Here is a 13,926-nt window from a genome sequence, read left to right as displayed (position 1 = left end):
GGCCGTCTTTGGGGAGACGCGACGACGCTGCTGGTATTTTACGGCTGGCGCCCTCAGATCGGGTATGTACGTGCGAGGACAACTCTCGTCGGCCGACCTGGCGGCGTTCCTCGAGCAAACGGCGATCCCGATTCGACTTGCGTGTCGAACGCCACAGGACAACCTCTGGATGTGTTCGCTGTGGTTTCGGCTCGTCACAGCCGAAGCGGTGGACGACGAATCGACGGGCAACAAAGCGGCGGCTGGCGGATCGACGGGCGACGAAGCGACAGCCAATGGGGCGACGGCCGACAACTGGCGGCTCCAGTGTGCCACCTCGGCGAGCGCGGACGTCGTCTCGTTTCTCGAGTCCGATCCGAACGCGGCGTTCGAGGTGTCGACGAACCAGCCGCCGTATGCGGGCGTCAGGGGCCGCGGGACGGTCTCGATCGAGCCCGATCCAGAGAAGGAGACGCTTCGGGATCTACTCGAGCGTTATCTCGGTGGGACGGACTCACAGCTCGCGACGACGTTGCTCGCCCCGGAACGCGAGGAGGTGACGCTGACGCTCGAGCCGGCCGTCGTCTACGGCTGGGATTATGCGAGCCGGATGGGCGATGTCGACGACGATCAGCGTTCGTAGCGGATCGGCAACGACTCGACGCCGTAGACGAAGGAACTACGTGTCGGCTCGAGGTCGACGTCGACGAGGTCGATCGACGACGTTCGGGCCAGCAGTTCCTCGAACGCCACGTTCGCCTCGAGGCGGGCGAGCGGCGCGCCCAGACAGTAGTGGGTCCCGTGGCCGAACCCGAGGTGCTGGTTGGGTGTTCGGTCGGGGACGAACGTGTCGGCGTCGTCGAACTGCCGCTCGTCGCGGTTCGCCGACCCGAGCCAGGCGATCACGCGGTCGCCGGATTCGATTACCTCGCCGCCGACGGTGACGTCCTCGGTGGCGACGCGTCCCATCGCCTGGACCGGCGAACGGTAGCGTAGGGCCTCCTCGAGGGCCGTCCGTAACGCGCGCTCGTCGTCTCGAAGCTCCTCGAGAACGTCGCCGTCGCCGTCGACGTCGTCGACGAAACACCGGATGGCGTTCGTGATGAGGTTCGTCGTCGTGATGTTGCCCGCGATGAGCAACAGGATGCACGTCCCGAGCGCTTCCTCCTGAGAGAGTCGGCTCCCATCCTCGAGTTCGCCGGTTGCGATCTGAGTCAACAAATCGTCCCGAGGCGACTCGCGTCGGTCCTCGAGGGCCTCGAGGAAGTACGTCGCCATCTCCATCTGCGCCTGTTGCTGGCGCTCGTGGTACTCGGCGGTCTCGTCCCCGTCGTCGGCACTCGTGGCCTCGACGAGCGTATCTGACCAGGTTTTGAACCGGTCCCGATCGCTCGGTGGGATCCCGAGCAGTTCGGCGATAACGATCACTGGCAACGGGTAGGCGAACGCGTCGACGACGTCCAGCTCGTCGTCCGGGCCACCGAGGGCGTCCGCACGCTCGAGGAGGTCGCCGGCGAGGTCGCGAATGCGAGGCTCGAGGTCGCCGAGCGCGCGTGGCTCGAACGCGTCGTCGACGACGCCGCGCAGGTCGCCGTGGCTCGGCGGGTCGGTAAAGAGCATCGTCTCGAAGATGAGCGTCTCCTCCGCCCGTTCGGGCTCGACGTAGTCGTCGGCCCGGCGCGGATCGACCGAAAAGGTCCCGTCGTCGTCGAGCACTCGCTTGACGTCCTCGTAGCGGAAGACGTCCCAGGTTCGTCGCGTCGGGTCGTACCGGACCGGTGCGTTCGCACGCATCTCGCGATACCAGTCGAACGGCTCGAGCCAGGCCGAACGCGACTCGAGTTCGGCGGGAAACGTCTGTAACCCTCGAGGGTCTGTGCTGCTCATATGGGTGGTTCCCACGGACACTGGCAAAACGTTCGGGGTGGAATAGGCCCCGAGCGCAGAAACCCTTTAGCCGCTTCTGGCGACTAGAGGGTTACCATGACCTCTACGCCCTGCGGGGCCAACGGCGACCGGGCGGGACAGCCGGGCCGGCAACGAGTCGTCGCGGATCTCGGGACGCGAGCCCTCGAGTGCGACGACCTCGAGTCGCTCTTCCGTGACGCAACGGCTGCCGTGGCGGCGTCGCTCGAGACGGATTCGTGTACGCTTCTCGAGGCACGGTCGGACGACGAGGGGTTTCGGCTGCAGGGCGGCGACGGCTGTGACGAGTGTCGCGTGGGGGCGACGGTGCCCGCAGATCCTGACACCTTGGCCGGTGTCGCTCTCGAGCGGGCGAAATCCGTTGTCGTCACCGATCTGGATGCCGACGATCGGGTCGACGGGCCAGCGTTTCTCGAGCGACGCGTCGCGAGTGGAATCGCCGTCCTCGTCGGACCGCCAGCCGACCCCTGGGGTGTCCTCGCCACCCACGCGAGCGCGAGACAGTCGTTCGACGCAGAGACGGTCGCGTTCGTCCAGAACGTGGCGAACAGCCTCACGTTGGCCATCGAGCGCGACCGTGCTAATCGCCGTCACGACGCTGAGGCTACGCTCACGGAGACGATCGTCGAAACGAGCCCGATCGGGATCACGATCGTCGACCGCGACGGAAAGTTGCGATTCGCCAACGACCGAGCCGAGGAACTCTTCGCCCGCTCACGAGAACGGATCGACGAACTCAGTTTCGACAATCCCGAGTGGGACGAGATCACCCTCGACGGAACCCCGCTCGAGCGCGAGTCGCTGCCGTTTCTACGAATTCTCGAGACCGGCGGGCCGCTGTATGACCAGCGTAGCGGCGTCTTGCGGCCCGACGGCGAGCGCGTCTGGATCTCGGTCAACGGCGCGCCGCTGTTCGACGAGTCCGGAGCCATCGACGCCGTCGTGTTCGCGATCGAAGACATTACCGAGCGGGTGGCCCGGAAACGAGAACTCGAGCGCTACGAAACGGCCGTCGAGACGGTTCACGACGGCATCTACGTCCTCGACGAGGATCGCCGGTTCGAACTGGTGAACGATGCGTTCGTCGAACTAACGCAACTCTCTCGCGAGGAGCTTCTGGGCAGTCACGCGTCTCTCGTCTACGGCGAGGAGTTCGCGTCGATCGAAGCCGAACAGCGTGAATCTACGGTGGGATCGACGAGTCCGGTGTTCGAAGAGACGATCCTCGAGGGAGCTGGGAGATACCGAACGGTCGAAAATCGTTTTACGCTCGTCCCAACTGACGCCGAGGGGGCGAAACGGATCGGCGTTATCCGCGACGTCACCGAGCGAACCCGGCTCAGGAGAGAACTCGAGGCCGAACGCACGCTGAAAGACCGGATCCTCGAGACCAGTCCGGTCGGCATCACGTTGATCGATGCCGACGGGGTGAACGTCTACGCAAATGAGAAAGCCGAAGACCTGTTCGGTCGCTCGCTCGAGGAACTCAGGACGTACACCCACGACGACGACCGCTGGGAACTCATCGACGAGGACGGCGAGTCGTTGGCGGGCGCTGACTTGCCGTTTACGACCGTCTCGGAGACCGGCGAGCCGGTATACGACGAGGTGCTTGGCATCGAACAGCCCGATGGCACGAGGGTGTGGCTCTCGGCCCACTGTGCGCCACTGTTCGACACAGACGGCGCCTTCGACGGTGCGGTGTACGCGCTCAAAGACATCACCGAGCGAAAGCGCCTCGAGAGCGACCTCGAGACGACGCTCGAACGAGTGACGGACGCAATCCACGGACTCGATACGGACTGGAACTTCACCTACATCAACGACCACGCAGCGGAGTTGCTAGGCGACGATGACGGCACCCTGGTCGGAGAGAACGTCTGGGAGGTGTTTCCAAGTGCCGTCGACTCGCGGTTCGACCGGGAGTACCGCCGGGCGATGGACAGCCAGGAGACGGTCACCTTCGAGGAGTACTCGCCAGTCGTCGGCGGCTGGCTCGAGGTAACCGCCTACCCCTCCGAGAGCGGACTGTCGGTGTATTTCCGGGACGTCACCGACCGCAGGGAGATGGAGGCGACCCTTCGCGAGAGCGAAGAGCGCTTCCGGACGCTCGCTGAACACCTGGACGAGGTCGTCTGGCTAGCCGACGCCGACCCGTCGTCGTACGCCTACGTCAACCCCGCCTACGAAGCCGTCTACGGAAAGAACCGCGAGTCGCTATACGAGGATGGCCTCTCGTGGCTCGAGATAGTCCACCCGGACGACCGCGACCGGGTCCGCGAGGCCTACCTCGAACTCCCCGACTGCGAGTACGACGAGGAGTTCCGCGTCGTCGGTCCTGACGGCGAGACACGGTGGATCCACGCCAGTGCGGTCGCCGTCACCGACGAAGAGGGCCGCGTCGAGCGAATCGTCGGGATCGACGCCGACGTGACCGAGCGCAAAGAACGCGAGCGGACGCTCGAAAAGTACCGGACGATCGTCGAAACGGTCGACGACGGGATCTACATCGTCGACGACGACGGCCGATTTACGATGGTCAACCGCGCCTACACGGAGTTGACCGGCTACGAACGCGCGGAACTGCTCGGCTCGTCTGCGACGCTGGTGGCCGACGAGGCGGCCATCGGCCGCGCTCGAGCGCTTGTCGACGAGCCGAGCGAGGCCACACTCGACGCCGAGATCGAGACCGTCGAGGGCGACCGGGTCGCGGTCGAAGCGACGCTGGCCGGACACGTCGACGACGAATCCGGCGAACGCCGGCGGATCGGTGTCGTCAGGGACGTCACCGAACGAAAAGAACGAGAAAGACAGCTCGAAGAAAGCGAGCGGCGCTACCGGACGCTCGTCGAACACTTTCCGAACGGCGCCGTTGGCCTCTTCGACGACGAGTTGCGGTACACCCTCGTCGGCGGCGAACTGCTCGACGACCGCGGCGTTTCTCCGGCCGAGCTCGTCGATACCTCGATCTTCGAGCGATATCCCGACGACGTCGTCGCCGAACTCGAGCCGAGATTCCGCGCGGCACTCACCGGTGAGTCGGACTCGTTCGAGTTCGAGTACGACGGGCGACAGCTCCACGTTTACACGCTTCCGGTCCGCGACGACCGGGGGTCGGTGTTCGCCGGAATGCTCATGATCCAGGACGTCTCCGACCGCGTCGAGTACCAGCGAAAACTCGAGACGTCGAACGAACGCCTCGAACAGTTCGCCTACGCCGCTTCACACGACCTCCAGGAGCCCTTACGGATGGTCTCGAGCTATCTCACCCTGGTCGAGCGTCGGTATGGAGACGAGCTGGACGAGGATGCAAGCGAGTTCATCGAGTACGCCGTCGACGGTGCCGATCGGATGCGCGAGATGATCGACGGCCTGCTCGAGTTCTCCAGGGTCGAAACGCAGGGTGAGCCACTCGAGCCGCTCGAGCTCGACGACATCCTTGCGGACGTCCGCCGGGATCTCGAACTTCAGATGGGTGCCTCCGGCGCCGAGATCACGGCGGAGTCGCTGCCTCGCGTCGACGGTGACGGCAACCAGGTGCGCCAGGTGTTCCAGAACCTGCTGTCGAATGCCATCGAGTACGCTGGCGACGAGCCGCCTCGAATCGAGATTTCGTCTCAGCAGGCAGGAGAACAGTGGGTCATCTCGGTCGCGGACGAGGGAATCGGCATCGACCCTGACGACGCCGACCGCATCTTCGGCCTGTTCAACCGGTTACACGCCGTCGACGAACACCCTGGCAGTGGAATCGGCCTGGCGCTGTGTCAGCGAATCGTCGAACGCCACGGTGGCGAGATCTGGGTCGATACAGAACCCGGCGAGGGCGCGACGTTCTCGTTCACCCTTCCGGCAGCTGAGACGGCAAACGGCCCCTGATCGCGCCGAGACGCAACTGTCGATGGCCGAGAACTCGGCCAGCGGGATCAGTCCGTTCGAGGAATCGATCGAGCCCCGAGTGCGAACGTGACGACCGCGACCGCGGCGAGAATCACGATGTTCGCCAGGACGGGATCGACGCCCGCGACGGCAGGCGTGCCGGCTTCGGGGTAGGTGGCCGCCCGAACGCCACGAGCGAAGTACGTCAGCGGCGAGAGGTTCACGAGTGGCTCGAACCAGTCGGGGAGCTGCTCGAGGGTGACGAACGTCTCGGAGAGAAAGAGCAACGGGAACGCGATCGCGTTGCTAGCAGCGATTGCACCATCGCGTGAGTCGGTGTAACTGCCGAGCATCGTCCCGATGCCACAGAAACAGATCACGCCGACGAGGACGTACGGCACGAGCCACGGCGAGTAAACGATCTGGGCGCCCGTGAGCGCGACGACCATCACGAGGATCAACAGTCCTGCGAGGGCGATGATGACGGCGTTGACGATCGTCTGGGAGACGAGCCATTCAGCGCGTGACAGTGGCGTCGTCGCGAGCTTCTCGAACCGGTTACCCTCGCGGTGGCGGGCGACCTCGCTGCCCATCCGCGACAGTGGCGTAAAGAGGACGACGGTAGCGAGATAGCCGGGAACGTAGTACGCCGGTGACTCCGCAAACAGCCCCTCGCCCGTGGGGTCGGTCCGAACGAGCGCACCGAAGATGACGATCAGGATCACGGGGAAGAAGAACGTAAAGAAGACTGCCGTCCGACGGCGAACGAACGACCGCCAGCCGGCGGTGGCCTCCGACCGAACGCGACCGAGTCGGCTCACGTCGTCTCACCCGGCCTCACGGCGTCTTCTGCAGGTGCAGCCTCCCCACCGGCTGGCTCACCGAGTCGATTCGTTCGCTCGAGTTCCGTCTCGTCCGCCAGCGTGAGGTAAACGTCCTCGAGATCTGGTTCGGCCCACGAGAGGCCGGTGTACTCGAGGTCGTGTTGCTCGAGGAAGTCGACGACGCCTCCGATCTCGGCCGGCGGGACGTCGCGAACCACGACCGCGCTCTGGCCGCTCGAGGCCCCAGCGACGTGGCTCCGGGCGACTCGTTCGGTGGGGTACTCGAGGGGGGCGAAAGCAGCCGGCTCGGCGTCGGTTTCGATCGTGAGTCGGCTCGAGCCGCCGTATTCGGCGACGAGCGATTTCGGGGTGCCTTCCGCGACGATCGAGCCGTCGGCGAGCAAGCCGACGCGGTCGGCCAGCCGTTCGGCCTCGGCCATATCGTGTGTGGTCAGGAGGACGGTCGTCCCGGCGGCGGCGAGCTCTTCGATGAGCCGCCAGACCGTTCGCCGACCCGCGGGGTCGATTCCCGTCGTCGGTTCGTCGAGAAAGAGCACGTCGGGGTCATTGACCAGCGTCGAGCCGACGCAGACGCGACGCTGCTGGCCACCCGAGAGGTTCTCGTACCAGGTGTCTTCGGCGTCGACAACGCCGACGTCGGCGAGCACGTCGTCCGGATCGCGAGGATCGTCGTACAGCCCCGCATAGTAGACGACGAGTTCGCGGGCGGTGAGTCTATCCGGCGGCGAGAAGTCCTGGGGGAGGACGCCGAGTGTGGCCCGGTCGACAGCAGTCGGCGACTCACCGAGGATCTTGACCGTCCCGGCGTCGGGTGTGGTCGTCCCCGTGAGCGCACGCACGAGCGTCGTCTTGCCAGCCCCGTTCGGGCCGATGAGCGCGAACACCTCGCCACGCTCGACGGATAACGACGCCCCCGACAGCGCAACCGTCTCGCCGTAGGTCTTCTCGAGGTCCGTCGCGTCGACTACGGCTTTCATGCAGGGTGGTATCGACCGGTTGCGGGTAAGGGGTTCGATTCGGTCTCGTCGACCCGACGCCGGCTTCCAGCCGCTCGAGTCCGGCTCGAGTCGGTCGGTCAATCACTCGGTGTCGGCGTCGCGACCGTCTCGGTGGCCTCGACGACGTGTCGGTCGGGCAGTTCGGGTTCGGGATCCCGACCGACGGTGAAAAATCGCTCGGTGCGCGTTAGCTCCTCCGTCGCCGGACTGGGCTTCGTGATCTGCTCGAACTCGACGGCAACGCCCGACGGCTCCTCGGCGATACGAACGACGGCCAGCTGGTACGAAGGATAAAACACCGGCGGCAACAGGCCGATGATCCCGTCTCGGCGGTGGAGACGTTTCAGCCAGGTGCCGCTATTGACCAGCAATCCGCCGTCGACCTCCTGAATCGTCGGTCGGTGCGTGTGGCCGAAACAGAAGATCGTCGTCTCCGGTTCCGATGCGAAGATCTCACGGGCGGCCTCCTCGTAGGACGCGATCGGGTCGACCGTAAGTTCGGTCTCGAACACGCCGAATCGGTTGATCGTCTTTCTGACGTCTCGACGGATGAAATACAGCGGAATTCCCACGAGCATCAACAGCCCGACGACGGAGACGTTCACCGTGAGCAAGAACCAGGCCGCCGCCCCAGCCCGTCCGAACTGGCTGAAGAACGATCCTGCCCACTCAACCGGCAGCGACCAGAGCCCCGCCAGATGCAGTCCCGACAGGACGACCAGGATGACGCTGATATTGAACAACAACAGGAACGGAACCAGCGAGTACCGCAACAGGGGGTTCATCTCCCGGTAGAAGTACTTCGAGAAGAGCCAGACCGGCATTCGTTCGGTCGGCGTCACCGCCTGCACGTCTTTCATCCAGTTGTACCGTCCACGGTCTGACAACTGGCCCGCACGGCTCGTGACGAGGGTGTTGTAGTAGTATCCAAGCGGCCTCGCGTAGCGAGCCCCCCACTCTTCGATCCGGTTGTTGGGGTCTTGCTGATTGCCGTGCTCGAAGTGGATCGCCTGCTCGCCGACCGGCCGGGTGATCGACTGCTCCTGGACGAGGTCGACGTTGTATTTTGCGAACCGGTCGACGTACTCGTCGTACGCCGCGAGTTCGTGGTCGTGATTGCCCGGCACTAGCGTGATGGGCACGTTTTCACCCGTCGCCCGGAACTGCTCGAACAGCTCCGGATACGTCTCCTCGAGCACGTCGAACTTCTCGATACCATCGGCTCGCGTGAACTCCCAGAGCCCGAAGGCGTCGCCATTGATGATCAGTTCGGCGTCCTCGTCGGTCGTCTCCAGTCGCTCGAGAAAGGCCAGTAGCTCGTCGAGAAACTCGACTTCCTCGAGTTGTTCGTCGCCGCCGATGTGGAGGTCACTGATCACGTAGTAGACCCGATCATCGGAGTCGGTAGCCATCGTCTCGAGGCTGTGGCTCCACCGCGAAAGGTGTTATCGTCTGTTCCCGAAACTGGTAGTGATCTGAAAACGGCCGATCTCGACGGAGCCGGTGGTGGTGGCCATCTCACTCCCTTCCGATCGGTGCGCTCGAGGACCCGGAACCGTTCGACGATGAATGAAAGACGAGACGATGTACGCCGAGAACACCACCAACGGTGACGACGGCACCCCCGGCTTCGGGGTCGGCATCGCGGTGCTGTCCATGCTGGCGGCGACGCTTCTGTCCGGTCTGCGATTCGCCCGTAACTGACGGCACGCTGCTCGTCCCGATTCGGGCACCCGATCCCTCGAGTTTCGGTACCCCCGAGTTCCTGCCGTCGGGCGGACGTTTATGCGCGATTGGCGTGAACGGCTGTCTACTATGGAGTATACGACGCTTGGCAACACAGGAACGACCGTCTCACAGCTCTGTTTCGGCACCTGGCGGTTCGGGCGCGCCACCGGTGACCTCGAGAACGAGACCGACCGCGAGGAGGCCCACGAGTTGCTCGACGCCTGCTGGGACCAGGGAATCAATTTCATCGACACGGCGAACGTCTACGGCAATCCCGACGGCACCAGCGAAGAGTGGATCGGCGAGTGGCTCGCCGAGTACGACCGCGAGGATTTCGTGATCGCCTCGAAAGTCTACTTCCCGTTCGACGGCTGGGGCGACCCACGACCGAACGATTCGGGGCTGGGTCGCAAACACATCCGTCGGCAGATCGACGGCACGCTCGAGCGCCTCGGCACCGACTACCTCGACCTCTACTACATCCATCGCTGGGACGACGAAACGCCGATCGAGGAGACGCTCTCGGTGCTTACGGACCTCGTCCGCGAAGGGAAAGTCAACCACCTCGGAGCGAGTACGATGGCCGCCTGGAAGCTAACGAAGGCACTTTGGACCGCAGACGTGGCGGACCTCGAGCGTTTCGACGTCACTCAGCCGATGGTCAACGCCGCCCACTACGACGTCGTCGGGGACTATCTCGACGTCTGCGCTGACCAGGATCTCGCAGTCTGTCCGTACTCGCCGCTGGCCGGTGGGTTCCTTACCGGCAAGTACGAACGCACCGACGACGGCGGCGTCGAAGCGCCCGATGGCTCGCGGGGGAGCCTCGACGACCTGTTCGAGGACCGCTATGCGACCGATCGGGCCTGGGACGTTCTCGAGACCATCGACTCCGTCGCCGACGAGGTCGACGCCACGCCTGCACAGGTCTCACTGCGTTGGCTGATGGACCAGACGCGCTTTACCTGCGTCCCCATCGTCGGCGCACGAACGACCGGACAACTCACAGAGAACGTCGGTGCGATCGAACTCGAGCTCACCGACGAGCAGTTCGATCGCATCGACGCGGCTCGAAGCAGTGAGTAGGCCTCCGACCGTGTCAGTTCATACGGTGTATTGGCCTTGTTTCGGCACCTAAATTCAGCGGTCTCAGACCGTCAAGCGTACGGTTTTGAGCGTGTGAATACGGCCCGGTCTATTGTGATTCGGTACTGGTGATCGCTGTCTCCGGTTGAGCGGTCACCGACAACACCGTACACCTATCCATACCGGGCGGTTCGTTTCCCTGTTGGGTTCTCACCGAGCGACCCCTCTCCGGTCGCCAGATCATCACTCGACTCACAGCGTCGTTCCACGACCGTAGCGAGCCCCTGTATCGACGGATGGGTACGTTTTACACCGGTCTCGTTCGTCGCTACCTGTATGTTCGATTCAATGCGACGGACGACGTTCTCTCTTCTGTCACCCGATCGTGGTGGCCGTGCTGGAGTCGTCGTCGATTGGCTCATTATGGCCGTTATTCTCGTCAACGTCGCTGCCGTGATGATGGAGACGGTCGATTCGGTCGCCAGCCAGTACGGACCGGTCTTTCTCTGGCTCGAGATCTGCAGTGTCGCACTCTTTACCGTCGAATACCTCGGCCGTGTCTGGAGTGCCGTCGAGCACCCTGCATACTCCGGTCCCATCTCCGGTCGAGTCCGGTTCGCGTCTCGTCCGTTACTGATCGTGGATTTGCTCGCGATCCTCCCGTTCTATCTGGCGCTTTTCGGCGTCGGTGGTGACCTACGAGTCATCCGAGCGCTGCGATTGTTCAAGCTCTTCCGATACTCACAATCACTTTCGTTTTTCACCCGCGTTCTGAAACGGAAGAAAACCGATCTCGTGGTCGTGACGGTCGTTGATGCCGCAGTTCTCGTCGTCGTGTCCAGCCTCGTGTACCTCGTTGAACACCAGGCACAGCCGGAGACGTTTACGTCGATTCCGCAGACGCTCTGGTGGGGCGTCGCCACGCTGACCACGGTCGGATACGGTGATATGTACCCCGTGACGCCACTCGGGCAGCTACTCGGCGGAATCACGGCTGTCCTTGGTATCGGGCTGTTCGCACTTCCCGCCTCGATCATCGCATCGGGCTTCCTCGAGGAGGCCCGGTCGGCGACGGCGTGTCCTCAGTGTGGCACTCGAATCGATCACACCGACGATGCGACCGATTCAAGCGTCAGCGGGCGTCTCGAAAACTCTCGATAGCATTGTCAGTGGTCGTCGGGTCCACTTCGGACGACTCCGAGACACGGTCACGGATCTCATCGATGTCGAACGGATCCTCGATCAGTTCGTCCTCGATGACGACCGTCGGCGTTCCCTCGACGCCGGCCGCCTCGCCTCGCTCCCAGTCGGCGACGAGCGTCGGGTAGAACGTCTCGTCCTCGAGGGCGCTCGTGATCCGCTCTGGTAAAATGTCGAACGACTGTGCCATCCTGCCGAGCCTGTCGTCGCTCCAGTCGTCGGCGCGCATGACCGCCGCCTTGTACTCGAAGAAGTCGCCGTTCGGATCGCCGTCGGTGTGAGTCTCGTGTTGTACCGCTCGCGCGGCGTTTGCCATCTCGGCCGACTCGTCGGCAGCCCCGACGACGAAGTCGCGGTGTTGATAGGTGGCCTCGCCGGTGTCGAGTAACTCACCTTCGAGTACCGGAAAGACGTCGGCCTGGAACTCACGACAGCCCTGACAGCCCGTATCCTCGTAGACCTCGATCGTCACGTCGCCATCGCCAAGCGTAGGGACGGGGAGCTGTCGATCGGCGTCGGTGCCCTCGAGTTCCTCGGGAATCGATATCTCCCTGAATCCGCTACAGCCGGCGACGCCGACCGCGAGTGTTGTCCCTGCAGTTGCCGCGAGAAACGTTCGACGATCCATCTGTTATCGCTCGCTACTGGACGGAAGAGCGTAGTCGTATCGGCCACCCGAATTCGAACGAAGCTTACAGTACCAGCGCGTCGACGACGATGGCCACGAGGACGGCACCGAGGAAGGCGTTCGAGGCGTGAAACGAGCGAAACGCGGCGCGTTCGGTCTGCTCGAAGTGAAGGACGATCGCGGCCCAGAGGAAGAGGCCGCCGAAGATTGCGACCGTCGCAGCGTACAGCGCTCCGAGGTCGGTAAGCCAGGCGAGGACGACCGTCGAGACGAGCGTCGCGGCGATGTAGTAGACGATGTGTTTTCTGGTTTCGGTCTCGCCGCGAACGACGGGCATCATCGGGAAGCCACCACGGGCGTAGTCGTCTTTGTACGCCAGCGCGAGGTTATAAAAGTGCGCTGGAGTCCAGAGGAAGATAACCCCCGCGAGCGCGAGTGCGGGGAGGCCGATCTCGTTCGTGACGGCAGCCCAGCCAATGAGTGCGGGTAACGCACCCGCGAGACCGCCGAGAACGGTGTTCTGGACGGTGTTCGGTTTGAGCAACAGCGTGTAGACGACGCTGTAGAACATGATCGCGGCGAGCCCCAGTGCGGCCGCGAGCGCGTTGATCGTCAGGAAGACACCGAGGGAGGCAACCGTCAGCAGGCCGCCGAACACCAGAGCGTGGTTGACCGGGATCAGATCGTTCGCGAGCGGCCGATCCGCGGTTCGGGACATCTTCTGGTCGACGTCGCGCTCGAGGACGTGATTGAACGTTCCCGACGCACCGATGGCGAGGACGCCACCGCCGAGTGTCGCGACGATCGTGGCGGCATCGAGTGCCGGCCCTGCGGCGAGTGCCATCCCGGCTGCGGCGACGAGACAGAGCAGCCACATCAGTCGTGGCTTCATCATCTTGAAGTAGGCGTAGGCGGTGAGTCGGACGCGAGCGAGGCCGCTCGAGGGAAGCGTTCTGTCGGCTGCAGCGGGCGTCTCCTCGAGCGGTTCGGGCGAGTCGATCGCGTCGTCGGCCTGGCCGGTTGAGGACTCGAGGTCCCAGGCCAGTGCGAGGACGACGGCCGTAAAGACCGCGACGCCGAGTCCGAGATGCAGTCCCGGAGTGATCGCCGCGGGACCGAAGACCGCCGTTGCAGCGCCGACACCGACTTGGACGACGTAGAGGACGCCGCCGGCGAGGATCGCGCCACGAACGCGCCTCGAGACGTCTCCGAGGACGGCGGCGACGACCGTCGCAGCGACGAGCAAGCCGACGATCACGGCAGCCAGTCGGTGGCCCCAGGCGATTGCGAGTTGCGTCTGGTTGAGCGGATCTGTCGGCGCATGACAGGTCGGCCAGGTTGTACACGCCGCGGCGGCGTCGGTCAACGAAGTGGTTGCGCCGATTATCAACAGGAGGTAGACGCCCAATCCTGTCGCTGCGAGTAGTGCAGAAAATCGTCGACGCGTGCCGATCGGTCGGGGAAACGACTCGGTTGCCACGGCTATTCTTGTCTGAAACGTTCGACTCCGGCTATTTAGCATTCTCGCTTTTCTCAGCTGTTTTTGAAGCCGTCGTTTCGTTCGTGTCACTCCTCCACCTTTACATTACCAAAACAACATTATGGCTCACCGCGTTTTGGAAGAACGTACGATGTGGGTAGATGTATAATGCATAATATT

Annotated in this window: 11 protein-coding genes; 5 read left to right on the top strand and 6 right to left on the bottom strand. The window is 63.8% G+C overall.

The window, feature by feature from the left end:
• The first annotated feature begins 64 nt into the window (after positions 1 to 64).
• Positions 65 to 622, top strand: coding sequence for a pyridoxamine 5'-phosphate oxidase family protein (locus AArc1_RS13710; RefSeq protein ID WP_117364903.1), 558 nt, complete (start codon positions 65 to 67; stop codon positions 620 to 622).
• On the opposite strand, the gene AArc1_RS13705 is transcribed toward AArc1_RS13710, so the two are convergent.
• Entirely contained in the window at positions 610 to 1,866 is a 1,257-nt protein-coding gene (locus tag AArc1_RS13705; protein ID WP_117364902.1) for a cytochrome P450, read from the bottom strand. The two genes, AArc1_RS13710 and AArc1_RS13705, sit on opposite strands and share 13 nt — an antisense overlap.
• Before the next feature lie 96 nt (positions 1,867 to 1,962).
• Between AArc1_RS13705 and AArc1_RS13700 the strand changes: the two genes are divergently transcribed.
• Positions 1,963 to 5,781, top strand: a complete 3,819-nt coding sequence (locus AArc1_RS13700) for a PAS domain S-box protein (RefSeq protein WP_117364901.1) — start codon at positions 1,963 to 1,965, stop codon at positions 5,779 to 5,781.
• 47 nt (positions 5,782 to 5,828) lie between these two features.
• Here AArc1_RS13700 and AArc1_RS13695 read toward each other — a convergent pair whose 3' ends face one another.
• The 3 genes from AArc1_RS13695 to AArc1_RS13685 form a co-directional block, all read right to left on the bottom strand.
• Positions 5,829 to 6,602: an ABC transporter permease gene (locus AArc1_RS13695; RefSeq protein WP_117364900.1), complete on the bottom strand. Its 774-nt coding sequence runs from the start codon at positions 6,600 to 6,602 to the stop codon at positions 5,829 to 5,831.
• Positions 6,599 to 7,603, bottom strand: a complete 1,005-nt coding sequence (locus AArc1_RS13690) for an ABC transporter ATP-binding protein (protein WP_117364899.1) — start codon at positions 7,601 to 7,603, stop codon at positions 6,599 to 6,601. Before AArc1_RS13690 ends, AArc1_RS13695 begins: the two co-directional genes overlap by 4 nt.
• 98 nt (positions 7,604 to 7,701) lie before the next feature.
• On the bottom strand, positions 7,702 to 9,036 hold the full coding sequence (locus AArc1_RS13685) for a metallophosphoesterase (protein WP_117364898.1): 1,335 nt from the start codon (positions 9,034 to 9,036) through the stop codon (positions 7,702 to 7,704).
• Between the two features lie 157 nt (positions 9,037 to 9,193).
• On the opposite strand from AArc1_RS13685, the gene AArc1_RS13680 reads away from it, so the two are divergent.
• The 3 genes from AArc1_RS13680 (at position 9,194) to AArc1_RS13670 (ending at position 11,599) form a co-directional block, all read left to right on the top strand.
• A complete protein-coding gene (locus tag AArc1_RS13680) occupies positions 9,194 to 9,328 on the top strand; it encodes a PGF-CTERM sorting domain-containing protein (protein WP_117364897.1) in 135 nt (44 codons plus the stop codon).
• A 111-nt stretch (positions 9,329 to 9,439) separates the two neighbouring features.
• Positions 9,440 to 10,438 (top strand): aldo/keto reductase, encoded by a 999-nt coding sequence (locus AArc1_RS13675; protein ID WP_117364896.1) that lies wholly within the window; start codon positions 9,440 to 9,442, stop codon positions 10,436 to 10,438.
• Positions 10,439 to 10,774: 336 nt separating this feature from the next.
• Positions 10,775 to 11,599, top strand: coding sequence for an ion transporter (locus AArc1_RS13670; RefSeq protein WP_228442328.1), 825 nt, complete (start codon positions 10,775 to 10,777; stop codon positions 11,597 to 11,599).
• Here AArc1_RS13670 and AArc1_RS13665 read toward each other — a convergent pair.
• Together AArc1_RS13665 and AArc1_RS13660 are read right to left on the bottom strand one after the other, a co-directional pair.
• Positions 11,571 to 12,266, bottom strand: coding sequence for a thioredoxin domain-containing protein (locus AArc1_RS13665; RefSeq protein WP_117364895.1), 696 nt, complete (start codon positions 12,264 to 12,266; stop codon positions 11,571 to 11,573). The two genes, AArc1_RS13670 and AArc1_RS13665, sit on opposite strands and share 29 nt — an antisense overlap.
• Positions 12,267 to 12,330: 64 nt before the next feature.
• Positions 12,331 to 13,788 carry a heme o synthase gene (locus AArc1_RS13660; RefSeq protein WP_394341234.1) on the bottom strand — a complete coding sequence of 486 codons (1,458 nt, stop codon included), beginning with the start codon at positions 13,786 to 13,788 and terminating at the stop codon, positions 12,331 to 12,333.
• Positions 13,789 to 13,926 lie beyond the last annotated feature (138 nt).

Source organism: Natrarchaeobaculum sulfurireducens (assembly GCF_003430825.1).
In the GTDB taxonomy this organism is placed as follows: Archaea; Halobacteriota; Halobacteria; order Halobacteriales; family Natrialbaceae; genus Natrarchaeobaculum; species Natrarchaeobaculum sulfurireducens.
The sequence above is the reverse complement of the archived record's forward strand: the minus strand, read 5'-3'. Positions and strand labels throughout refer to the sequence as shown.